This is a genomic window from Paenibacillus sp. 2TAF8 (genome assembly GCF_052114825.1).
GTDB lineage: Bacteria > Bacillota > Bacilli > Paenibacillales > Paenibacillaceae > Paenibacillus.
The window spans coordinates 1-23340 of record NZ_JBFRFN010000013.1 but is presented as its reverse complement, the minus strand read 5'-3'; the positions used below and the strand labels follow the sequence as shown (position 1 = coordinate 23340).

The 23340-nt window shown below is 45.9% G+C and carries 20 protein-coding genes, 8 tRNA genes and 1 rRNA gene; all 29 read right to left on the bottom strand.

The annotated features are described in order from the left end of the window. Window positions 1-13 precede the first annotated feature (13 nt). Complete coding sequence (locus AB4Z30_RS19100) at window positions 14-886, bottom strand: carbohydrate ABC transporter permease (RefSeq protein WP_441929091.1); 873 nt, start codon at window positions 884-886, stop codon at window positions 14-16. 76 nt (window positions 887-962) lie between these two features. Beyond that, window positions 963-1862, bottom strand: coding sequence for an ABC transporter permease (locus AB4Z30_RS19095; RefSeq protein WP_441929090.1), 900 nt, complete (start codon window positions 1860-1862; stop codon window positions 963-965). A 117-nt stretch (window positions 1863-1979) separates the two neighbouring features. Further along, window positions 1980-3581 carry an extracellular solute-binding protein gene (locus AB4Z30_RS19090; RefSeq protein WP_441929089.1) on the bottom strand — a complete coding sequence of 534 codons (1602 nt, stop codon included), beginning with the start codon at window positions 3579-3581 and terminating at the stop codon, window positions 1980-1982. Window positions 3582-4079: 498 nt separating this feature from the next. Beyond that, a complete protein-coding gene (locus AB4Z30_RS19085; RefSeq protein WP_441929088.1) occupies window positions 4080-6341 on the bottom strand; it encodes a helix-turn-helix domain-containing protein in 2262 nt (753 codons plus the stop codon). Between the two features lie 266 nt (window positions 6342-6607). Beyond that, window positions 6608-7555, bottom strand: a complete 948-nt coding sequence (locus AB4Z30_RS19080; RefSeq protein ID WP_441929087.1) for a ribose-phosphate diphosphokinase — start codon at window positions 7553-7555, stop codon at window positions 6608-6610. A 90-nt stretch (window positions 7556-7645) separates the two neighbouring features. Next, window positions 7646-8485 (bottom strand): histidinol-phosphatase HisJ, encoded by an 840-nt coding sequence (gene hisJ / locus AB4Z30_RS19075; RefSeq protein ID WP_441929086.1) that lies wholly within the window; start codon window positions 8483-8485, stop codon window positions 7646-7648. A gap of 14 nt (window positions 8486-8499) precedes the next feature. Then, a complete protein-coding gene (hisIE, locus tag AB4Z30_RS19070) occupies window positions 8500-9237 on the bottom strand; it encodes a bifunctional phosphoribosyl-AMP cyclohydrolase/phosphoribosyl-ATP diphosphatase HisIE (protein WP_441929200.1) in 738 nt (245 codons plus the stop codon). A gap of 1 nt (window position 9238) precedes the next feature. After that, on the bottom strand, window positions 9239-10000 hold the full coding sequence (gene hisF / locus AB4Z30_RS19065; protein WP_253498773.1) for an imidazole glycerol phosphate synthase subunit HisF: 762 nt from the start codon (window positions 9998-10000) through the stop codon (window positions 9239-9241). A 30-nt stretch (window positions 10001-10030) separates the two neighbouring features. Then, window positions 10031-10765 carry a 1-(5-phosphoribosyl)-5-[(5-phosphoribosylamino)methylideneamino]imidazole-4-carboxamide isomerase gene (hisA, locus tag AB4Z30_RS19060; protein WP_441929085.1) on the bottom strand — a complete coding sequence of 245 codons (735 nt, stop codon included), beginning with the start codon at window positions 10763-10765 and terminating at the stop codon, window positions 10031-10033. Window positions 10766-10937: 172 nt separating this feature from the next. Further along, complete coding sequence (gene hisH / locus AB4Z30_RS19055; RefSeq protein WP_441929084.1) at window positions 10938-11558, bottom strand: imidazole glycerol phosphate synthase subunit HisH; 621 nt, start codon at window positions 11556-11558, stop codon at window positions 10938-10940. 3 nt (window positions 11559-11561) lie between these two features. Further along, complete coding sequence (hisB, locus tag AB4Z30_RS19050) at window positions 11562-12203, bottom strand: imidazoleglycerol-phosphate dehydratase HisB (RefSeq protein WP_123066153.1); 642 nt, start codon at window positions 12201-12203, stop codon at window positions 11562-11564. Beyond that, window positions 12196-13500, bottom strand: a complete 1305-nt coding sequence (gene hisD / locus AB4Z30_RS19045; RefSeq protein WP_441929083.1) for a histidinol dehydrogenase — start codon at window positions 13498-13500, stop codon at window positions 12196-12198. Before hisD ends, hisB begins: the two co-directional genes overlap by 8 nt. A 61-nt stretch (window positions 13501-13561) precedes the next feature. After that, entirely contained in the window at window positions 13562-14221 is a 660-nt protein-coding gene (gene hisG, locus AB4Z30_RS19040; protein ID WP_154984810.1) for an ATP phosphoribosyltransferase, read from the bottom strand. 1 nt (window position 14222) lies between these two features. Then, a complete protein-coding gene (locus tag AB4Z30_RS19035) occupies window positions 14223-15422 on the bottom strand; it encodes an ATP phosphoribosyltransferase regulatory subunit (RefSeq protein WP_441929082.1) in 1200 nt (399 codons plus the stop codon). A gap of 591 nt (window positions 15423-16013) precedes the next feature. Further along, a complete protein-coding gene (locus AB4Z30_RS19030; RefSeq protein WP_441929081.1) occupies window positions 16014-16556 on the bottom strand; it encodes an acyltransferase in 543 nt (180 codons plus the stop codon). Then, entirely contained in the window at window positions 16553-17209 is a 657-nt protein-coding gene (gene ppaX / locus AB4Z30_RS19025; RefSeq protein WP_441929080.1) for a pyrophosphatase PpaX, read from the bottom strand. Before ppaX ends, AB4Z30_RS19030 begins: the two co-directional genes overlap by 4 nt. A gap of 6 nt (window positions 17210-17215) precedes the next feature. Further along, a complete protein-coding gene (gene lgt, locus AB4Z30_RS19020; RefSeq protein ID WP_441929079.1) occupies window positions 17216-18250 on the bottom strand; it encodes a prolipoprotein diacylglyceryl transferase in 1035 nt (344 codons plus the stop codon). A 193-nt stretch (window positions 18251-18443) separates the two neighbouring features. Next, the gene (gene hprK, locus AB4Z30_RS19015) at window positions 18444-19382 is read right to left on the bottom strand and encodes an HPr(Ser) kinase/phosphatase (RefSeq protein ID WP_441929078.1); all 939 of its coding nucleotides are present in this window, start codon (window positions 19380-19382) and stop codon (window positions 18444-18446) included. A 413-nt stretch (window positions 19383-19795) separates the two neighbouring features. Further along, window positions 19796-20920 carry an ABC transporter ATP-binding protein gene (locus AB4Z30_RS19010; protein ID WP_434748541.1) on the bottom strand — a complete coding sequence of 375 codons (1125 nt, stop codon included), beginning with the start codon at window positions 20918-20920 and terminating at the stop codon, window positions 19796-19798. Between the two features lie 103 nt (window positions 20921-21023). Beyond that, complete coding sequence (locus AB4Z30_RS19005; RefSeq protein ID WP_441929077.1) at window positions 21024-22220, bottom strand: PucR family transcriptional regulator; 1197 nt, start codon at window positions 22218-22220, stop codon at window positions 21024-21026. Window positions 22221-22384: 164 nt separating this feature from the next. After that, window positions 22385-22457: transfer RNA gene (locus AB4Z30_RS19000), tRNA-Lys, on the bottom strand. Window positions 22458-22464: 7 nt separating this feature from the next. Then, window positions 22465-22550, bottom strand: a tRNA-Tyr gene (locus AB4Z30_RS18995). A 12-nt stretch (window positions 22551-22562) separates the two neighbouring features. After that, window positions 22563-22635: transfer RNA gene (locus AB4Z30_RS18990), tRNA-Phe, on the bottom strand. A gap of 23 nt (window positions 22636-22658) precedes the next feature. Beyond that, window positions 22659-22736, bottom strand: a tRNA-Asp gene (locus tag AB4Z30_RS18985). Between the two features lie 9 nt (window positions 22737-22745). Further along, window positions 22746-22821, bottom strand: a tRNA-Thr gene (locus tag AB4Z30_RS18980). A 5-nt stretch (window positions 22822-22826) separates the two neighbouring features. Then, window positions 22827-22902 (bottom strand) — tRNA-Val (locus tag AB4Z30_RS18975). 9 nt (window positions 22903-22911) lie between these two features. Next, window positions 22912-22988, bottom strand: a tRNA-Met gene (locus AB4Z30_RS18970). Between the two features lie 42 nt (window positions 22989-23030). Further along, a tRNA-Ser gene (locus AB4Z30_RS18965) sits at window positions 23031-23122 on the bottom strand. A gap of 80 nt (window positions 23123-23202) precedes the next feature. After that, window positions 23203-23340: ribosomal RNA gene (locus AB4Z30_RS18960) — 23S ribosomal RNA — on the bottom strand; the annotation flags it as partial.

The window sequence follows — 23340 nt, the reverse complement described above, 5'->3', positions numbered from 1 at the left end:
TGGGGACTACGAATTAACCTTTAATTGCTCCTTGCATTGCACCACTGACAAAATACTTTTGTAACCATGGATATACGAGCAGGATCGGTACTGTTGCAAAGACAACCGCTGCAGCTTTAAGACTCTCTGGTGTTAATCTTGTACGGCTAGCACCCTCCAGCAATGTGAGGTCAGTTATCATGTTGTTCTGTACCATTTGGAAGAGCTTCAGTTGCAAAGGATATAATTTCGGATCTGTGATGTACATCAGGGAATCTTGGAAACCATTCCACCGTCCAACCGCATAGAACAGACCAAGTGTAGCAAGTACCGGCATAGACAACGGCAAAATGATTTTGAAGAGCGTATGCACATGAGAGCTTCCATCAATCTCGGCGGACTCTTCCAAGCTATCCGGTATTCCACGGAAGAAGGAGATCAGGATAATCAAGTTAAATGGACTAACCAATCCTGGTAAAATTAATGCCCAAACCGAGTTCATCAAATGCAGGTCACGAATCAGCAAATACTCAGGAATAATCCCGCCGCTGAAGAACATCGTAATAATAATGATGTACATAAACAGCTTACGGCCCTTTAATTTTTTCTTCGTCAAAGGATACGCTGCAGCAATGGTAAACAACAGACAGAGTACCGTCGTTGCAATCGTAAGAAGCGCTGTAAATCCTAGTGAGTACAGCATGGAGTTATCCGAAAACACTTGACCATAGGCATCCCAAGAGAACTCTTTCGGGAAAATCGTCACTTCACCTGACGTTATGGCCCGGTTCGAACTAAGTGATATCGCAATCGTGTGTAAGAACGGAGCAAGACAGAATAGCACAAACAATGAAATAAAGGTGACATTGACAATGTCGAAAATCCGGTTCGAGGTGCGTTCACTCATCTGCGCACAACTCCTTTACTGATGATCTATACGTACAATAAGTCAAATTGGTGTACACTTTACTATTGTGCTGGAATTAGAGAATTCCTTCACCCGTTGTTTTCTTGGAGAGATAGTTGGAACCTAGGACAAAGACTAGTCCGACAACCGCTTGGAATAAGCCGACAACGGTTGCAAGTGTATATTGTCCAGACTGTAGACCAATTCTGTATACAAAGGTACTAAGTACATCGGAATATTCACGAACAGCCGTATTACCAATAACATAAGGCCGATCAAAACCGATGCTGACCATATTTCCAAGGTTAAGAATAAGCAAGGTAACAATCGTTGGTTTAATACTTGGTATTGTAATATGCCAGATTCTCTTCAGCCGCGTTGCACCATCAATCTCAGCTGCCTCGAACAATTCCTTGTTCACACCGGTTAATGCAGCCAGATATAAGATGGTTCCCCACCCAGCGCTTTGCCACACACCTGTGAACAGATAGGTAACAAGCCATGAGTTTTTTTCTGTCAAAAACGGAATGGAATCAAACCCCATGCTCTGCAGTAGATTGTTTACCATACCGGATTGATTGCCAAACAATTGGTACACAATCCCCCCGATGATAACCCAAGAGATAAAGTGAGGAATATACAGAATGGTTTGTGAGATTTTCTTAAACCATTTGAATCTTACCTCATAGAGCATAATCGCCAGAATAATTGGAGCAGGGAATGAAACGATCAGATCAAGAAAATTCAGCATAAACGTATTGCGTAATGTCGTGTAGAAATCGGGCATTGCAAATACTTCACGAAAAGCATCGAAACCGATCCATTCACTACCGTTGATACCCTGAAACAGGTTGAAATCTTTAAATGCGATCTGGACACCGTACATCGGTCCGTAACGGAAGATTAAAAAGTAAATTAAAGGCAGAGAAATCAAAGCGTATAGTTGCCAATATCTTTTCAAATATGTGAGGTTCAAGACGGTTTCCTCCTATCATAAGAAACGTTTGTGCCGCCTATCCGGCGGCACACGTTCCTTTCTAATTCGAAACAGTTGTATGGTTTCTTTTTTAATATTATCTAGGTGTACTAAGGCTTACTTTCCACCCATACTCTGCAAAGCTTCTTCCAGCTCTTTCTTCAAATCGTTACCGCCCAAGGACATGTAATCAGCCATTTCTTTATCAAACACAGCGTCGAAATCAGCTGGTTTTGCCATAGCGGATTTTACGATAATGACATCAAGCTTGTCATTCAGTGTAGTACCATACTTCATCTCGGCAGCAATCGGTTTGTCAAAGATGATCGGTCCTACTGTATCTGTGTTTGCAATCTCAAGAGATTGCTTCAACAGCTCTTGGTTATTTTTAGGGTAACCCAGAATCCATGCTTTTTCGTTTGTAGCTTGATCTCCGATGTTTTTACCGTTGGAGATAATCGCAAAGTCATTTGCGTTATAGAAACGATCTGCTGCATCTTGAGCTACATCTTCTTTTGCAACCGGAATACCGTCTACTAGATCATAGTTCTCGCCTTTCACACCGCTGATGATATCCATCAGGTTGTTGTCAGACGCCATCCAATCCAGGTATTTAACTGCTTCTACTGCACGCTCACTGCTTTTCGGAATCATAATGAACAAACCATTTGAACCGTAACGTGACTTGATGTGTTTGTTATCTGCATTCGGGTTAGTATAAGCATCTAATGGCAGAACTTTGCCGTCGCTTACATTTTTACGCATGAGATCCATTGTAGCCTCTTTACCGAACATAGCATCAGCATCTTCAGACCAGAAGCCTACATTACCATTTTGAATATCTTTATTCAGTTGCGTTTTGTCTTTATCCAAACTGAAATCTTTACTGATCAAACCTTCATTGTAAAGTTTGTTCAGGAATTGCATGGACTCTTTGAAACCCTCGTGCAGTGGCAATTCATAACGTTGACCGTATGTCTTGTCGCCACTTACAGGTTTGATAAAGGAGTAGATCAGTGTCTCATACTGAGCCGGTGCAAGCGCAAAGCCCATAGGGATGTTTTTGCTTCCCAGTTTCGCTGGATCTTTTTCCTTGAACGCTTTCAGTGTTGTATACAACTCATCCGTTGTCTTAGGTGCTGGCATTCCCAGCTTGTCTAACCAGTCTTGACGGATATAAGAACTGTAACGGCCTGTGATGGCGCGTTTACCCGGAATAGCAAACTGCTTTCCTTCTAATTGGCCAAACTTTAGAGTATCTTCACCCAGGAATTTCTTCAGATTCGGTCCATGCTGATTAATCAGATCACCTACATCTGTAAGACCTCCCTGCTGTGCATAACGGTAAAAGACAGTGGAGTCGTAAACAAAGACAACATCCGGAACATCTGAGGCACTTGCCATCAGGACGTTCAGCTTCGTCACTTCCTCAGAACGTTGAACAGGAACAAATTGTACATCAATGTTGTTGGGATCGCCGAACTTTTCTTGAATCATCTTTGTGATATAGCTGTTCGTGATCGTGTAAGGCGAAGGTGTGTTACCTCGGTCAAAAAGCTCCACTTTTAATGTGACGCGTTTACCATCACCAGCTGCTCCGCCTTCTGATGATTTGTTGTCTGAAGATCCGCAACCCGCAAGTAGTGAGACACCCATAACTGCTGTAAGTGCCAGACCCACAAACTTCTTTAGACTCCCTTTTCTTGTCATTCTGTTCATCCCCTTTGGCTTTACGTGAATGTTTTAAAGCTTGCCCTGAGTATTCCATACTAATGTGCGCTCTGACAACATACTAAATTCGGGTGGATCGACAAACGAGTTATGGTTTGCATGGTAGCTTATTTTCGCAGACTGCCAAAATTCCATAAAACCGCATGGGAGCAGGGTTTAGAGGCATTACACGTCCCTATCCATACACGATGGAAACAAACCATTTTCTCGCACTGCCTAAATTCGTATGTTACATCAGGAAGCATCTATGACACATCTTCTGACATTACCATGAAACATACATGTTTATTTCATTATTTTTCAAACGCTTTCATTTTATAATGTCAAAACTAAATAAAAAGGGTGAATCGCAATTAATGAAATCCCCCTAAATTATGGAGATTTATATTATCGATTCACCCTGATTTATTTAATTATTCCGTTTCCCATGTATGGAAACATGACACGTTTTCACTCGTTCATTTTGGAACAAGCACAGATACCCCATTATTCATCCAATGTTTTTTGATCCTTTTTCATCCGACGGTAATCTCCAGGTGTAATGCCAGTGACCCTTTTGAATACACGCCCAAGTGTAATGCCATTCGCATATCCGACCTTTAAGGCTATGTCCTGTAAAGAGTGATCAGTATTGAGCAGCAGTTTCTCCGTTTCTTTCATCCTAAGCTCAGTCACAAAGTCAACAAACTTCATATTGAATTCCGTCTTAAACAGGTAGCTGGCATGTTTGCCCGAGATCTGGAAACGATCACTTAGATGTTTCAGTGATAGGTCCGGATTGGTGAACTGCTCCTCGATATAGTTTTTCATTTCATTAACCATAGCTTTATAACTTTTTGTTTCCGTTACAGCAACGTATGTCCGGAATAGATCGGTAAGACTATCAAACAAGAGCACCTTAACATCCTCTAACGACTCTGCTTCTTCCATTGCATGTAGCCAATTGTTAATGTTTTCTTCCGATAGCTCTTTCTGCAACCCTTCTGACATCATGGAAACTTCTCGGCTAAGCATCTGGAGCATTGCTTCAATCAGAGAACGGATCTCATCATCCGGAAGTTTATTACGCTCAAATTCCTTGAATATATCCTCCAGTTGCTCTCTCCACTGCCCACTCGACATCCTGAATCGTTTAACAAAGTCTGCAATCATCTGCAGATACGTATAGGTTTCGAGCAATGGATGCTGCATTTCACTTGTCTCTGCTTCACCCACATCGCCATTCATCAGCAGCTTACGCTGCATCACCGCTTCAGCGGCTGTAAACGATTGATGGATCGCTTCAATCCCTTCAGCAACAGGTCCAATTCCGAAGCTGAGAGAAATTCGAAGATTCTGCTCGACCCATGATTTACATTCCTCGGCAACAACTCGGATCTGCTTTGATAAATCCTGACCCTGCTGCACGTCTTCCTTTGAGAAGAAAAGAATAGCGATCCGATCTGCACTAATCCATTCCGTCCAGCATTGCATTTCCGTATCCCGCGAGAGCTCTTGCAATACATTCATCAGGGCAAACTTCAGTGTATTTTGCTCTCCTCTGGTGAATTTCTCCTGAAACCCCTTCTCATATCGGTTAATATCCCCCACAACCACGATAAAACGGGAAGCCTCATGGGCTCCATCAAATGGGGATACCTCATACAATTGTTCTGCAGCATTGTCCACATGTTCACCGTGAAGCAACGCGCTAAACAGCTTACTACGCTGCATTAACACATTTTCACGACTCTTTTTGTCATAATCCATCATATGATTGATCAGATTTTCAAGCACACCATCGATCATCTTCATCTCGTCCATACGAGCACCGGATTTTTCGAATGCCTTAATCTGTTGGGATTCAATCCGGTTCATAATGATCTGAATTGGCTTATAGTTACGCCGGGTCACATACACGATGTAGATAATTGCACAGATCACCGTCAGAATAGCGATGAACACCCAAACATAAGAAACAACCGATACCCAGCCAAACAAATTACCAGCTTTAATGCCGCTGGTAAGGGTCCATCCAAACCTTTCCAAGGATAACTCATTTAATTTCGTACCTTCGATAGCACTCTCATTATCGGAATGAGCATCATAGACGACCCTGCCCTCCTGATCACTTATCGTCAGGAAAGAGAGTTTTCCATTAATCATGCTATCGACACTCTGCTTGATACTGCTCATCTTGATATTAATGACCAATACACCTTCTGAGCCAAAAGGTAGAGGCATTTCTTTATTTACGGTCAACACTTGTACAGGTGTCCTCTGATATTCTTCTGGTTCCATCTCCCGAACGGGCTGCCAGCCTTGACCGGTTCCACCGCTTAGAATTCGATCAATCCATGCCTTGTCTGAGAAATTCCCAACGTCCCTTGAACCACTTAGCGTTATAACGCGCTCATGTTGTTTGTCATACAAATATATGGATTGGATCCATGAAGAAGAATTGATCATCTCACGTAAATTTTGTGCAATCGTATACACTGTATCCGAGTTATTAGGATTGTTTCCGTTGAAATAAAGTCTGTATGCCGGTTCGTATTGCACTTTCTCTGTCACAGCCAGTTCAATGTCCCGGATCGTATGGTCCAGCGTGGTTGCTAGATAACTGGTGGATATCCGGTCTGCCTTCCGGGTTTCCTCCCTGGAAATATCATTAATGAATACAAAAGCAATAAAGATGATTATCGTCATCGTAAAGAAAAATATAGGGAAATACGAAAAAAGCAACCGATAATACCACGTGCGCGACAATAGACCCCACTCCTCACTCCACGATGCCAATGTCCATCAGCCGTGGTTCTACTGTTTAGTATCCGTTACAAAACGATTCCAAATTCATCTATAATAAAACGCTATCATTTCTTAATATTTATAGTTATTATAGCACAAGCGATCAAACAGCCAAGCACGGAATTCAATTCGTGGGGTCAAAACAAAAATACCGTGCTGAGCTAATTCACTCAGACACGGAATTTAAAACCAGGTTAGGCTGTAAACACCCACTATTATACTAAAAACTAAATACCCGAATCCTTAAACAGCGTAGCCATGGAACCACCATCTACAATAATGCGGATAGCTCGTGAGAGCATAGGTGCGACGGGTAACACTTTAAAGCATTCCGGGTGATCTTCCGGTAGTGCAATAGAGTCTGTTACCACAACCTCGGTAATCGATGGATGATTTAATTTACTTACTGCCCCATCCGAGAACAAGCCGTGAGTTGCGCAAACATATGCGTTCTCTGCACCCCGTTCCTTCAACCCTTCAACAACATTCACAATGGTTGTACCTGTATCGATCAGATCCTCGATAATAATCGGTGTTCGTCCCTCAACGTCACCGATGACATGCGTGATGATCGATTCATTATGACTTGGACGTTTCTTGATCATAATGGCAAAAGGGGAATCCAGACGATTCGCCAGCTTCTCCGCCATCGATGCCCGTCCTGCATCAGGAGAAACCACAACCGGGTTTTTGATCTCTTTACTAAGCAGGTATTCGCTGATTAAGTCCAGTGATGTCATGTGATCCACCGGAATGTTAAAGAAACCCTGAATAGCTGCTGCGTGCAGGTCAATTGTAACCACCCGGCTTGCTCCAGCTGTCGTTAATACATCTGCAACCATCTTGGCCGAGATGGGCTCACGCGGAGCCGACTTTCGTTCTTGACGAGCATAACCGTAATACGGAACGATAATATTTACCGTGCGCGCTGAAGCCCGTTTTGCCGCATCAATCATAACAAGCAACTCGACAAACAGTTCATTGATTGGATGAGACAAAGACTGTATTAAAAACACATCACAATTGCGGATCGTTTCTTCGTAATGAACGTATATTTCTCCGCTCTTGAACCGGGACAGCTTAATCTTGCCCAGTTGTACGCCCAGCTTGTCACATACCTGCTCTGCAAGCTTAGGGTTAGATGAACCGGAAAAAATACGTAACGAATGCTGCATAATGCCCTCCCGCGGGTTTATCCCCGATCATAATTCCTTGTATAGTTAAATTGGAGAATCCAACTCGTATAAAAGGTGGTTTCACCCTTATTATACTCCACTGCTGTCTACATTTAAAGGAATGAACGAGCGCTGGCGGCTTTCAAACACAGCAACTTCCTTACAGCCAAGTTCATGCAAAAGTGCCTCCGCCTCGGGCAAATAATCGCCTAGCTTCATGGGATCATGTGCATCCGATCCCATCGTAAGAGGAATACCCAACCGAATCGCTTCCATCAGCATTCTCCGGCTCGGAAACATCTCCGCACATGGCTTGGACAAGCCTGATGCATTCAGCTCCATGGCGCAGCCACTTTTCGCAATAGCATGCAAGGCTGCATCCTCCAGTGCAATGCGTTCCTCATTTTGCTCAGGTGAAGGTACGTATCCAAAACGTTTGATCACATCCGAGTGCCCTATGATATCATACATACCTGTAGCCGCTGCTTTGCTAACAGCATCATAATACTGGCGATATACTTCAAGAACATCCTTGCCTTCCCAGTGGTGGGTCTGCCGAAAATCAGTAATATCCCATTCACCAAGGAAATGTACAGAACCAATGACGTAATCCCATGGATAACGCTCAATAATCGAGCGAATCTCCGTTTCCCAGCCTTCAATATAATCCCCTTCAAGGCCCACGCGGACCTCGATCTGTTCGCGGTAGCGTTCCTTCAAAGTGAAGCATTCCTCAACATATCGAGGTAGTTCATCCATAGGCATAGCCATCTCCGGATAATACTCAGCTGGGGCTACATGCAGTAGCGGCATATGATCGGATAGCCCAATTTGTGACAACCCGATCTCGATCCCACGTTGTACGTATTCTTCCAGCTTACCAACGGCATGTCCGCAGCGTTCATGATGAGTGTGGTAATCTATACGCATTCAGCATTCGCCTCCTAATCGCGGCGCGGCCGTTCATGACGACGACTCAATTCGGACATGATATCATCCAGCGGCAGCTTGCGTTCTTGCAGCAGCACGAGCAAGTGGTACATCAGGTCACTGACTTCGAGACGAAGCTCGTCATTGTCTTTATTTTTCGCAGCAATAATCGTCTCGGAAGCTTCCTCACCGATCTTTTTCAGGATTTTATCGACACCCTTATCGAACAGATACGTGGTATACGCACCTTCTGGACGTTCGCGCTCACGCTCAGCAATGACCGATTCCAGCTCCGCCAGGACCTCAAACCGACTCTCGGTATTGGATGAAGTGGTCGTGCTGGAGCCTGCTGCGCTTCCAGTTTCTGTTTTGGTATCTTGTTCCGTTTCATTAGCCGACAACCCGATAATTTCATTATGGAAACAAGTCACTGCCCCTGTATGGCAAGCCGGGCCTTTCGGTTTAACCTCAACCAGCAGTGTATCACCGTCACAATCATATTTTAAAGAAACGATCTTCTGAACATTGCCTGAAGTTGCTCCTTTATTCCATAGCTCCTGACGTGACCGTGACCAGAACCAAGTTTCCCCGGATTCAAGTGATAACTTGAGGGATTCACGGTTCATATAAGCCATCATTAATACTTCACGGGTATCCACATCCTGCACAATGGCAGGGACCAACCCTTCATCCCAGCGGATGTGCTCCACAACTTGCTCCAAGGAGAGCTGTTCCTTGATTTCATCGCTCACTTTAGTCACGGATTTCCACCCCTTGTTCTCTTAATTGTTGTTTTAATGCCGGTACAGCAATTTCTTTATAGTGAAAAATGGTTGCAGCCAGACCTGCGTCCGCTTTGCCTGTTGTGAATACATCATAGAAGTGGGATTCCTTGCCTGCACCGCCTGATGCAATGACTGGAATGCTCACCGACTCCGAAACGGCTGCGGTCAGCTTCAGATCAAAACCGTCCTTCGTACCATCTGCATCCATACTGGTTAACAGAATTTCGCCTGCACCCAGCTCCTCGGCTTGTTTAACCCATTCCAGTGCTTTGATGCCAGATGGTTTCCGTCCACCGTGGGTGTACACTTCCCACTCACCCCAAGCCTCGTTATACTTGGCATCAATAGCAACCACGATACATTGCGAGCCAAAACGGCGTGCACCATCCGCTATGATCTGCGGATTAAGCACTGCTGCTGTATTTACCGCAATTTTGTCCGCACCTGCACGCAAAATACGCTTCATGTCCTCTACTTTGGAGATCCCGCCACCTACCGTAAACGGAATAGCAATTTCGCCCGCCGTCTGTCTTACAACTTCCTCCATCGTTTCACGGCCCTCCACCGATGCGGAGATATCGAGAAATACGAGTTCGTCCGCACCCTCGCGGTCATACAGTGCCGCTAGCTCTACTGGATCACCCGCATCGCGGAGATTGACGAAGTTCACGCCTTTAACGACCCGGCCGTCCTTCACGTCCAGACAGGGAATGATTCTTTTTGCCAGCATGCTGCCTCTTCCTCTCTACTCGATTATCCGTTACTTGTTGACCAAACGCACTGCTTCAGCCAGATCAATACTGCCCGTATACAAGGCTTTACCTACAATGGCTCCGCCAACACCATCATCTGTATGACGACTCAAGCGCAGCAAATCATCCATCACACTGACACCACCAGAAGCAATAACGGTCCGTCCGCTCGCTTTGGCAAGAGACACAATTGCCTCAACATTAGGCCCTTGCATCATACCGTCACGGGAAATGTCCGTAAAGATAAACGTTTCCGCTCCATAAGCAGCAAGTTCCTTCGCCAGCACTTCAGCCTGTACCTCAGAAGTTTCAAGCCATCCACGAGTGGCAACATATCCGCCCCGCGCATCGATACCAATCGCTACTTTATCTCCGTAACGTCCCAGTACTTCTTCCGTAAATGCACGATCCTCGATCGCGGCTGTCCCGATAATCAATCGGCTAACACCCAGTCCCAATAAACGCTCAACGTCAGTGACTGTACGAAGCCCGCCGCCAACCTGAACCGGTACATTCACTGCGGATGCAATGCGTCCAATCAGCTCATCGTTAACCGGGTGTCCTGCTTTGGCACCATCCAGATCTACCAGATGAACGTATGTACCGCCTTGCTTTTCCCAGTTAAGCGCAACCTGAACCGGGTCATCGTTATACACCGTCTCTTGATTATAATCTCCCTGCACCAGTCTTACACATTTGCCGTCCCGGATATCGATTGCCGGATATAAGATAAAAGATGACATACAAGGCCTCCTGAGTGTAGATTCGATTGAAATTGAAATGAAATTTCATGTAGTTTCACATTGAATATATTTAGAACTGATTTTGTTTTAGAACTAAAGATATAAATGAATATAAAAACAATACACACAGCTTACTAGAATAGTAGCGACAAAAGTTAGGCTTATATGGATGTTATACTGATGAGCCCGTCAAAGACAGGAAATTGCCCAGCAGTCTCATGCCAAGTTCACCGCTTTTCTCCGGGTGGAATTGCATGCCGAAGTTTGATCCTCTGCCCACAATCGCTGTAACCGGATGTCCGTAATCCGTAACGGCCAGCAGATCGCCCTGATTCTCCGTAAGTGCATGATACGAGTGTACGAAATAGACATGCCCTGCATCCAGACCCGCGAAGAGCGGATTTTCAGGGTATAAAAATTCCAAACGGTTCCATCCCATATGAGGAACCTTTAGATCGCTCGGTGCGAAACGCACCACTTTTCCCGGTAAAATGTCCAGACCTTCATGCTCGCCATGTTCCGCACTGGAGCTGAACAACAGCTGCATACCCAGACAGATGCCAAGGAGCGGTTTGGTTCCAGCAGCCGCTTCTTTTACGACCGTATCCAGACCTGTTTCCCGCAAATGCACCATCGCATCACCAAAAGCACCTACCCCCGGCAGAATAACGCCATCTGCACCAAGAATAACTTCTCGCTCCCCCGTGACCAGCGCTTCATAGCCAAGACGTTCGACCGCTTTGCCGACGCTGTGCAGGTTCCCCATACCGTAATCGACAATTGCAATCGCCATCGTCTACAGCACTCCCTTCGTGGAAGGCACTCCGGTTACTCGTGGATCAATCATCGTTGCTTCATCCAGCGCACGTCCGAGAGCTTTGAAGACTGCTTCGATCATATGATGTGTGTTCTGACCGTAGTGCACAATGACATGTAGCGTAATCCGCGCTTCGAGCGCCAACTTCCACAGAAATTCATGTACCAGCTCTGTAGAAAAGCTACCTACTTGTTGTGACGGGTACTCAGCCCGGTATTCAAAGTGCGGACGGTTACTTACATCAATGATAACCTGAGCGAGCGCTTCATCCATCGGTACAAACACGCTAGCATAACGCTTAATACCACGTTTATCGCCCAGCGCCTGGTACAGCGTCTGTCCAAGACAAATGCCGATGTCTTCAACCGTATGGTGATCATCAATATCAATATCTCCGCGAGCCTGTACGTTTAGGTCAAACTGTCCATGTTTTGTGAACAGATCGAGCATATGGTTCAGAAACGGTACATCTGTTTCAATATTCGATTGTCCCGAGCCATCTACGTTGAATGATAGCTGGATATTGGTTTCGTTCGTTTTGCGGTCGACCTCTGCTTGGCGAACTGCACCTTTATTTTGAAGCTCAACGCCCTGTTCTGCACTCTTATTCTGATTATCCATTGTCCGATTCCGCCTTTCCTTCCTGTTCTAAGCGTACAGCGATTGCACGAGCATGTCCTTCAAACCCTTCATGACGGGCCAATTCGATAATGGCCGCTCCGTTTTGCAGCAATGCCTCTTTACTATAATAAATCAAACTCGATTTTTTGATAAAATCATCCACATCTACCGGTGAACTGAACCGGGCAGTTCCATTGGTCGGGATAATATGATTGGGTCCGGCAAAATAATCGCCCACCGGCTCGGAGCTGTAGGGCCCGAGGAAAATCGCACCGGCATTCTCGATCCGGCCAGCATAAGCCATCGGCTCTTGCACCATGATCTCCAGATGTTCCGGTGCAAGCCGGTTCACGACATCGATTCCCTCATCGATGGAATCGACCAATATAATTGCGCCATGCTGCTCCACCGAAGCAGCAGCAATATCGCGCCGCGGCAGCACATCCAGCTGCCGCTGCACCTCGGCCTGCACGGCTTCCGCCAGCGTGGCCGAATTCGTGACGAGAATGGCCGATGCCATCTCGTCATGCTCCGCCTGCGACAACAAGTCCGCGGCGACATACACCGGGTTCGCCGTATCATCGGCGAGCACCACAATCTCACTCGGGCCGGCGATACTGTCGATATCGACTGCTCCATAAACCTCGCGCTTCGCGAGCGCCACGTAGATATTACCCGGTCCACAGATCTTGTCGACCGGTGCAATGCTCTCCGTGCCGTAAGCAAGGGCGGCGATAGCTTGCGCGCCGCCAACCCGGTACATCTCGTTCACGCCCGCTTCCGCGGCAGCCACGAGAATGTACGGGTTAATGCCCTCACCACCGTTCGTCGCCGGCGGTGTGACGAGCACAATCTCCGGCACGCCTGCAACCTGTGCCGGAATGACATTCATCAGCACCGACGATGGATACGCTGCTTTCCCTCCAGGGACATACACGCCGACTCGCTTCAGCGGCCGAATAACCTGGCCGAGCAGACTACCGTCCGGCTGCCAGTCCATCCACGAATTGCGTTTCTGCTTCTCATGAAACGCACGAATATTAGCGGCGGCTTGGCGAATCGCCGTCACAAAAGATGGCTCAACGGCTGCATACGCTGCCTGGAGCTCCTCCTGCGGCACGCGCAGCTGCGCAGCCGTCAGCGTCGTGCGATCCAGCTGCTCCGTGTAACGCAGCAGTGCCGTATCTCCTTCCCGGCGAACATCTGCGACGATACGCCGTGTTGATTCATTTTGCTCCGGTGTACCGTACTCCACTTCCCGTTTCAGATCAAAATCACGTGCTGATACAATCTTCATCCGTACAACCTCCTCACATATCTACTTCTTGTCTATAGTCAATTGACTTCTTATATGTTCACTATCTTCTCGCACTTCCCGCAGAAACCTCATTCCCGCTTGGAATTACTGATTGAAGAGCATCACATAGCGCCTGAATACGTGCATTTTTCATCCGGTAACTGACGCGATTCGCAATCAGTCGACTCGTGATATCCAGAATTTCCGTCATTTCCACAAGTCCGTTCTCACGCAACGTTTGCCCGGTCTCCACCAGATCAACGATCCGATCAGCCAGTCCGATCAGAGGCGCAAGCTCAATCGATCCGTTCAGCTTAATAACCTCGACCTGCTGCCCTTGCTCACGGAAGTATTGGGACGCGATTCGCGGATATTTGGTCGCCACTCGCTGCTGAATACCTGCCTTCCAGTCCGGTAGCCCAATCACCGACATACGGCACTGAGCAATGCCCAGATTCAGCAGTTCATACACATCCCGATCCTCTTCCAGCAATACATCTTTCCCAACAATGCCGATATCGGCAACACCATACTCCACGTACGTTGGCACATCCACAGGTTTGGCCATAATGAACTCCATCCCGGCTTCTGGCACCTCGATGACCAGTTTGCGTGTATCATCCACGTCCTCTGGAATATCCAGACCTGCCTCGCGGAACAATTTGGAGGCCTTTTTGTAGATTCGGCCTTTGGGCATGGCCACCTTCAGAATATCCGACATCTCAATGTCCTCCTTTTTGCATTCCATAGATGATGACCTGTTCATCCTGCTCCGCAGTTGTTTCGCTCGTTACAGGTGTCGTCTCTACCTTTTTATCAGCAAGAAGAGATGTAACTACGTTTTGACCCAACATGCGTAATCTCGCTGCTTCGGTCAATGCTTCAGCACGGCGATCTGGACTGTATTCAATACGTACCGATTTCGTCTCTTCAATCGTAATGCCATGGACACCATCAATAATCCGGTTTGTTTTTAATGCAAATCCCGTAGCCGGAAGAGCTCGCCCGAACTGCTGCAACAGATTGTCATACCGTCCGCCGCTACACACAGGTGATCCCAGCTCTGCGGCGTAGCCTTCAAATGTCATGCCTGTATAATAAGAGAAATCCCCGATCATCGTCAGATCAATCAACACATGCTCGGAGACACCATAGGCCTCCAATACTTCAAACACTGCACACAGATGTGCAATGGATTGTGCAGCTTCAGCACTTGAGCTAAGCTCGCTCGCATGTGTGCAGATTTCTTTCCCGCCACGCAGACGCAAAATCGCTTCAAGCTGCTGTTTCTGTTTAGGTTCCAGGCTCAATGCTTCAATCGATTGGCGGTAGCCCACGTAATCACGTCCAAGCAAACCTTCCTTCAATTGCTCTTGCTCAGCTGTCTGACCCGGAATTACTTCTTCCAGCAGTCCATTCAAAAAGCCCATATGACCCATCGCTATCTTAAAAGAAGACACACCCGCGGCCTGCAACGAGGCAATCGCTAATGCAACCACTTCAGCATCCGCCTCAGGGGAATCATCTCCTACAAGTTCAACACCTGTTTGGAAAAATTCAGCCTCACGTCCGGCTTCCTCTTCAATGGAACGAAATACATTCGCATGATAGGACAGACGCAGCGGCAACGCCTCATCTTTGAGCATCGATGATACGACTCGTGCAATTGGAGCTGTCAGATCAGAACGCAGAACCAGTGTCGTTCCCCGACTGTTCAGCAATTTAAACAATTTGCGATCCGATGTAGAGCTAGCCACCCCTACCGTGTCGTAATATTCAATCGTTGGAGTTATGATCTGACGATAACCCCAGCGTTCCATGCACTCCAGAACGTTTCGTTCAATCTTACGCAGCTTGGACACCACATGTGGTGTATAGTCACGGAAACCGGTTGGTTTTTCAAAGCCTTTTGGTTTGGACATGGATATAATTCACCCCGAGTCATGAATTTGGATTGTTATATAAGTTGATTAAACATATTTACATACTCACTTCGATGACAGAAGTTATATCATCTTTACTTTTTAAACGCTCTATCTAAAAAGGATTTATGTACAGCAAATCCCCGTTCTATGTTAGTTACCCTAGTTACCCTAATTTACAGCAAAGCCATTGCCTCTAGCTCAACGCAGGATCCACCTTTTACGTTAATAACTCGATTTCTCTATAGAATGATTGTCGTCTTCACCTTAATTACTTTCACATGGTAAAGTGCTAACAAACTAAAGGATATGGGATATGATAACATGGATGCAGCTAAATCGTCAACAAACTTAAGCCATGACTGCTCTTGGCGACCTACCTGAGTAGACTTAATTGCCCTGTCCGTGTCCTATGGACTCTCACCGTTTGATTCGTTTCAAGTTTTGTATACGAAAAAAGCTGCCCTCAGCAGCTCTTCCCTCCATGCATTCGTTCATAAAACGATTCATTTATCTATCATATATCACCATGTATCACTTCATAGATCGTCTGTTATATCCCTAAACTTGTAAACGTGACGATCTCTTCACTTAATGCAGCTTTCGCTGAGAAGGTTCATCTGTTTTGAAAATCATTTCCTCCGGCGATTCTGCCGAACGTGACAAATCACGCAAAGGATTGCCTCCAACAAAAGCCCCTGGGGCAACATCCTTATGGACCACAGCCCCGGCAGCCACTACCGCTCCATCCCCAATCGTTATCCCTGGAAGGATCGTTGTATTCGCTCCGATCAGCACATTATCCCCGATAATGACTTCTCCGAGTCTGTACTCCTTAATGAGATACTCGTGAGCAAGGATCGTGGTATTGTAACCAATCACCGAGTTTTCACCGATCGTTATTTTTTCTGGAAAAAATACATCCACCATCACCATCAGGCCAAAAGCCGTATGCTCCCCCACCTTCATACCGAGCATGCGTCGATAAATCCAGTTCTTGAGGGACAGAACAGGGCAGTAACGCGACAACTGAATCCAGATAAAATTACGAATTCCCTTCCATGGGCTCACTGTCTTGTAGATATGCCAAAGCGCATTTTGACTTTCTACCGGATAGCGGGTTACTTTTCTCATGAACGGCCCGTTTCCGTAAGAACCATTTTTAGCAAATCCCTCATATCATGCAAAATGTAATCCGGTTTATATCCGCTCAGCACTTGCTCTCCTTTGAGCGACCAGGCTACACCAGCGGAGAGAGCACCTGCATTTTGCGCGGATTGAATATCGACAGGGCTGTCACCCACCATCAATGTGTGCGCAGGATTAGACCCCAGCTCCGCCATCGCTTTTTGCACCGGTTCTGCATGAGGTTTAGGATGAGTTACATCCGTCACGGTCACAATCGACTTCATATATTTCAGCAAATCAAAGCGCTCCAGCACCTTTAATGTAGAAGGACGAATTTTGGTCGTCACCACACCCATCGTAATTCCTGCCTGATCCAAAGCCTCGACCACCTCAATCACGTGTGGAAAAGGTCTGACCATTGCTTCATGGTGGATATCATTATAGGCACGATAACCTTTGACATACTCCGATACCTCTTCCTGACCTGAAAAGGTTCGCATTTGTTGCTCCAATGTGCCTCCCATATGCGGAATAATTTGCTCTCTTGTCCATGGGGAAGCATGATCCCAACCTTCCATTACATTTAGGAATGAATTGATAATCAGCTCATTGGTATCAATAATCGTTCCATCCAGATCGAACAGTACCGTGTTAATCACGTTGCATTACTCCTTTTTATCTTCAACTTGCTTCGAATCATCTTGAGCAGAGCTTGATGTGGTTGTTACCTTCTCCTCTTCACCAGTTACTTTTTCCGTATGTCCAATGTCATCTACAGCAACTTTTGACGAAACAATCGGATCACTGTATCGTGCATCTGCTTTCCCCGTCACTCTTCTTACGACAATGAAAACGATAGCAACAACGACAATGCCAATCGCAAGCAACTGTGAAATTCGCACGTTACCGTACGCCGGATCTAAATATCCTTGTTCGAATCCCAGTGCAGTCATTGGAGACCATAATCCGTTCACGAATGAAGCGATCCATTCCGGAGCCTGGAATGCCAGACTATCGGTGCGCACAGCTTCAATGAAGAATCGTCCAATGGAATACCAGATGAAATAAGACATGAACATTTCGCCTGCACGCATGAACTTCTGACGACGAAGCACCAGCAGCAGAATCAACCCTACAAAACTCCATACGGATTCATACAGAAAAGCCGGATGATGGAATACACCCTCCACGTTCATTTGATTGACAATAAAGTCTGGCAAGTGCAGCTTATCTCTTAAAAATGATTCCTCTACAGGACCACCATACGCCTCTTGGTTGACAAAGTTACCCCAACGCCCGATCATCTGTCCAACGATTAGTCCAGGTGCACAGATGTCCGCCATACGCCAGAAGTTATAACCTTTACGACGGAAAAAAATGACTGCACATATAATGGCACCTATTAATGCGCCGTAGATCGCAATACCACCATTCCATATTTTGAAGACATCCCAGAAGTTATCCTTATAATCTTCCCACTTAAATGCCACATAATAGATACGTGCTCCAATAATTGCAGATGGCACACCTAGCAAAACCATATCCATGAACACTTCTTGCGGGATATTAAATCTTTTGCCCTCCCGAATGACAAGCAGCAGGCCTAACAGAGCTGCAGTACCGAGGATAAGACCGTACCAGTGAACCTTTAAAGCGCCAATAGAGAACGCGATCGGGTTCAACAGTAATAATGTATCCATTCATTCACACTCCTATCAATTCACATCTTTAAGCATGACGGTTCAGAGCCTGCAACAACCTTCCTGTTTGAAGGAGCGCAGGCCACCAAGTGTCATGCTTCATGAAAACTTTCAACTTTATATTTATGGCCTGATGTCTGGTATTTCCCTACCCACTGTTCCAGCAGGTTAGTAAAACTTTTCTTCGTTTATCCTAGTCCATATCTTCCATATCTTCTGAAATGGTTGCTGTCAGTTTGTTCGTGAATTGGAGTGCAGCATTAAGCCCCATCTGTTTCAAACGATAGTTCATGCCAGCCACTTCAATAATTACAGCCAAATTTCGTCCAGGACGAACCGGAATGGTAACCAGAGGTACATCGGTATCAATAATACGTGTGGTCTCTTCATCCAATCCCAGACGGTCATACTGTTTATCCTGCTGCCACGCTTCAAGACGTACGACCAATGTAATCCGTTTATTATTACGTACAGCGCCTGCACCAAACAAAGTCATGACGTTGATAATACCAACCCCCCGAATCTCAAGCAGGTGGCGGATCAACTCCGGTGCTGTGCCGTGAAGTTGAAAGTCGGAGGTTTGGCGAATTTCAACAGCATCATCGGCAATCAAGCGGTGACCACGTTTTACAAGTTCAAGAGCAGTTTCACTTTTACCAATACCGCTGCTGCCTGTGATCAACATACCTACACCATACACATCACACAATACACCGTGAATAGTTGCTGTTGGTGCAAGCTTCCCTTCCAGAAAACCAGTAATACGGCTGGAGAGAATGGTTGTCGCCATGTTGCTGCGCAGTACTGCCAAATTCTGTTCTTCACTGATATCAATCAGTTCCTGCGGAACTTCCAGTCCGCGTGTCACTACAATACAAGGTGTCTCTTCTGTACAAAGACGCTGCATGCGTTCCTGACGCTCTTGTTCGGGCAGCATTGCAAAAAAGGCCAGCTCTGTTCTTCCCAGCAGTTGTACCCGTTCTTTTGGATGATATTCAAAGTAACCGGCCATCTCCAGTCCAGGACGGTTAAGATCATCTACTGTGATGAATCTTTTTAATCCCTGAGACCCCGATACCACTTCCATCTGAAACTGCTGTACCAATTCGGATACTTTCACTTTTTTCGCCATTTGTCTCTTCCTTTCAGCATTCGCTGTGCCTCTATGTACCCAATTCGTGTATCATTTCTTTCCATTATTAGCGCATTCAGAACATGATCCATAACCAGGTCGTCTCTCTTGAGATGCCCATCTTTTGTAACTCAACGTACAGCATCATGAGGACAGACCTTCAAATAATCTTAAATGAATTTTGGACCGAATGCAATCGCAGACGCCCGCTCTATCTACTCTTTATTAAGAAAAAAAGAACGGGAAAATTTTCTGATTGAAAGACTCCCACAGTTCATGATTTTTCCACCCTCATACGGTTTTACCCATTTTTTTTAAAAAAGCCCCTTCCAGCAAAAACGGAAGGGGCTCAATTTACATTATATAATTGCGTTACTGCCAGATTCCTTCGTCACCGAGGATCCTCAGTAGAATTAGTCTTGAAGGAGTACGTTAACCTCTGATTCTTTGTCAAAGATATGAACTTTGTTCATGTCAATGGCCATTTTAACTGTTGAACCATCACGAGTGTTAGAACGTCCGTCTACACGTGCGATTGTAGTGTCGTTACCTACACCGCTCAAGTAGAGGAGCATTTCGTGACCCAGGTTCTCTGTTACATCTACGTGAGTAGAGAATACAGAGTTCGGGGATGCTTCCAGGAATACCGGCTCTTCGTGAATGTCTTCTGGACGAACACCCAGAATAACTTCTTTACCAATGTATCCTCTAGATTTCAGCACTTGTGCTTTACCTTGCGGGATTTCAACATCCACACCAGGAGCTACGAAGTGAAGACTTGCACCTTGCTCAGCCAGTTTACCCGAGATAAAGTTCATTGTCGGGGAACCAATGAAACCAGCTACGAACAGGTTCGCTGGGTGGTTATAAAGCTCTTCTGGAGAAGCAGCTTGTTGGATGATACCATCCTTCATAACTACGATCCGGTCACCCATCGTCATAGCTTCGATCTGGTCATGCGTTACGTAGATAACAGTTGTTTCCAAACGTTTAGCAAGCTTAGTGATTTCCGCACGCATCTGTCCACGGAGTTTCGCATCCAAGTTGGAAAGCGGCTCATCCATCAAGAAGACTTGTGGATCACGGACAATCGCACGTCCCAAAGCGACACGTTGACGTTGACCACCGGACAATGCTTTAGGCTTACGCTCAAGCAAATGCTCGATGTCGAGGATTTTAGCTGCTTCACGTACACGTTTGTCGATCTCATCTTTTTTAACTTTACGCAATTTCAAACCAAATGCCATGTTTTGATATACGCTCATATGCGGATACAAGGCGTAGGATTGGAATACCATCGCGATATCGCGATCTTTAGGTGCAACATCATTAACGACACGGTCACCGATATAGAGTTTACCTTCAGAAATTTCCTCAAGGCCTGCGATCATACGCAGTGTTGTTGATTTACCACAACCGGACGGACCTACCAGTACCAGAAATTCTTTATCTTTAATGTCCAGGTTAATGTCAACTACAGTTGCTTTATCAGAACCCGGGTATTTTTTGAAAATATGCTCTAAACGTACTCCTGCCATGATTGTTGCCTCCTCAGAGATCATTTTGTAATCGAATACAATTTGTATTTTTATAATACCCTATGATTGAGTTATCTGACTATTCGCAAACTGCACAAAAATATCAAACCTTTTTCGTCACTTTGTACATCAGTAGTAAAAGCTGCACAATTATTGCACTTTTAAAGTGTCTAACATCGTACCCAATCTCCTGTTTGATCTTGTCCAGGCGATACACCAGCGTATTACGATGGATAAATAAACGCTTTGCTGTCTCGCTGACGTTACAGTCCAGAGTAAAAAACGTTTCCAGTGTTGCCAGTGTCTCGCTATCGTTAAAGAGCAGTGTATCCTTACCCGTTTCCCTGATAAAACGTAACCGTTGTTGCTCTGATATACTCGCCACCAACTGCTCCAGTTGCAGATTCCAAGGAAGGTGGATATGCTGTGCAACATGGAAGGAGCGACCGAGTTGCATACTTTCCTGAAGTAGGGCGGTCACCCGGACCAGTGCTTCCTTTGGAATACATGGCAGTGAAGCGGACAAATGGAACACCCCTGCGAACTCACTAGCTACTAACTCATATAATCCCATACAAAAAGCATTAAGCGAATCTTTCCTCGCTTCCGCTGTGTCTTCATCTGCTTCTCCAGTAACAATCTCCTCATCCCCCATAAAGATCCACTCCTGCTTACCAAGTGGGATTAAGGTAATCTCCTCACCAAAATAACTTTCCAGCAGCTTGTTCAACACATTAGAATCCACACGCTGAGAATCTGGAGTCTCACCTTTTAAAAGAAAAAGGACCTTCTCCTCCTGCAAGCCTGCAATAGAAGTAAACGAATCAGGCAATGGTTCCAGACTTCCAGTATCATAGGCCTTAATCTGCTCCGTAAGCCATGTCCCCAGTAAAGATAACTGCTTGTCCGCGTCGTTCACAAGTTGGGGTGCATTCTCACTCGGAGATGAACCTGCATTGCTGAGAATCAATAACTCGATCAGACGACGATTCTCCATTGTGATCGATCTTGCCTCGCATCCCCAACACACAACCGTTTTTTCCTCTTCATTCATGCCGACTTTGAAAAAAATACGTTCACCATTGTGCAAGCTAATAATATCTGAAGAAATAGTGGAACCTGCTATTGACTCAAGTTCTCCTTCGCCAACTTCGCTTTGGATGACCAATGACTTATTTTCGTCTAAGCCAATCAGATTCTCAATCGATTGCATCCATTCATGTATCGTGATTTCATATTCGTCCAATGTGGTGCTTATAACAACTTCAATTTGTTGTTTCAAATCAGGTATGAGCTTCATATAATGAACGTCACCACTCTGCTTTATTTTTATCTTTATTTTACCATATCTTAATGGGTACCGCTTAGTAACCACTGGTCTGACATATTGTACTCTTCTGCTATTGGAGTTCTATACAAAAAGAGTGATCGATCAAATTAATGATCAATCACTCTTTTTAAAGATGAGTCATGAAGGATTCGAACCTTCGACACCCTGATTAAAAGTCAGGTGCTCTACCAACTGAGCTAATGACTCATAAAACTGGTGGAGGATGATGGATTCGAACCACCGAACCCGTACGGGAGCAGATTTACAGTCTGATGCGTTTGGCCACTTCGCTAATCCTCCAAGGATTAAAGGTGGCTCGGGACGGAATCGAACCGCCGACACGAGGATTTTCAGTCCTCTGCTCTACCGACTGAGCTACCGAGCCGTATTTAATTTCTTAAGAATTAATGGCGGAACCGACGGGATTCGAACCCGCGATCTCCTGCGTGACAGGCAGGCATGTTAGGCCAACTACACCACGGTTCCAAGCATTAATGGTGCCGGCGAGAGGACTTGAACCCCCAACCTACTGATTACAAGTCAGTTGCTCTACCAGTTGAGCTACACCGGCGTATATGGTGGAGGCTGAGGGGATCGAACCCCCGACCCTCTGCTTGTAAGGCAGATGCTCTCCCAGCTGAGCTAAGCCTCCTGGGTAATATGGTAGCGGCGGAGGGGATCGAACCCCCGACCTTACGGGTATGAACCGTACGCTCTAGCCAGCTGAGCTACACCGCCATATTATTAATGTTTGATTGCTTGTCCATCTATAGGTAAAGATGGCGGAGAGAGAGGGATTCGAACCCTCGCACCGATTACTCAGCCTAACCCCTTAGCAGAGGGTCCCCTTATAGCCACTTGGGTATCTCTCCAAAGACAATCTAAACGTTGTTCAAGGATTGCTCCTTGAAAACTAGATTCGAAACGAAATGTACGCGATCAAAACTTGCTATTGGATAAGCCCTCGACCGATTAGTACTGGTCAGCTCCATGCATTGCTGCACTTCCACCCCCAGCCTATCTACCTCGTCGTCTTCAAGGGGTCTTACATACTGGGAAATCTCATCTTGAGGGGGGCTTCACGCTTAGA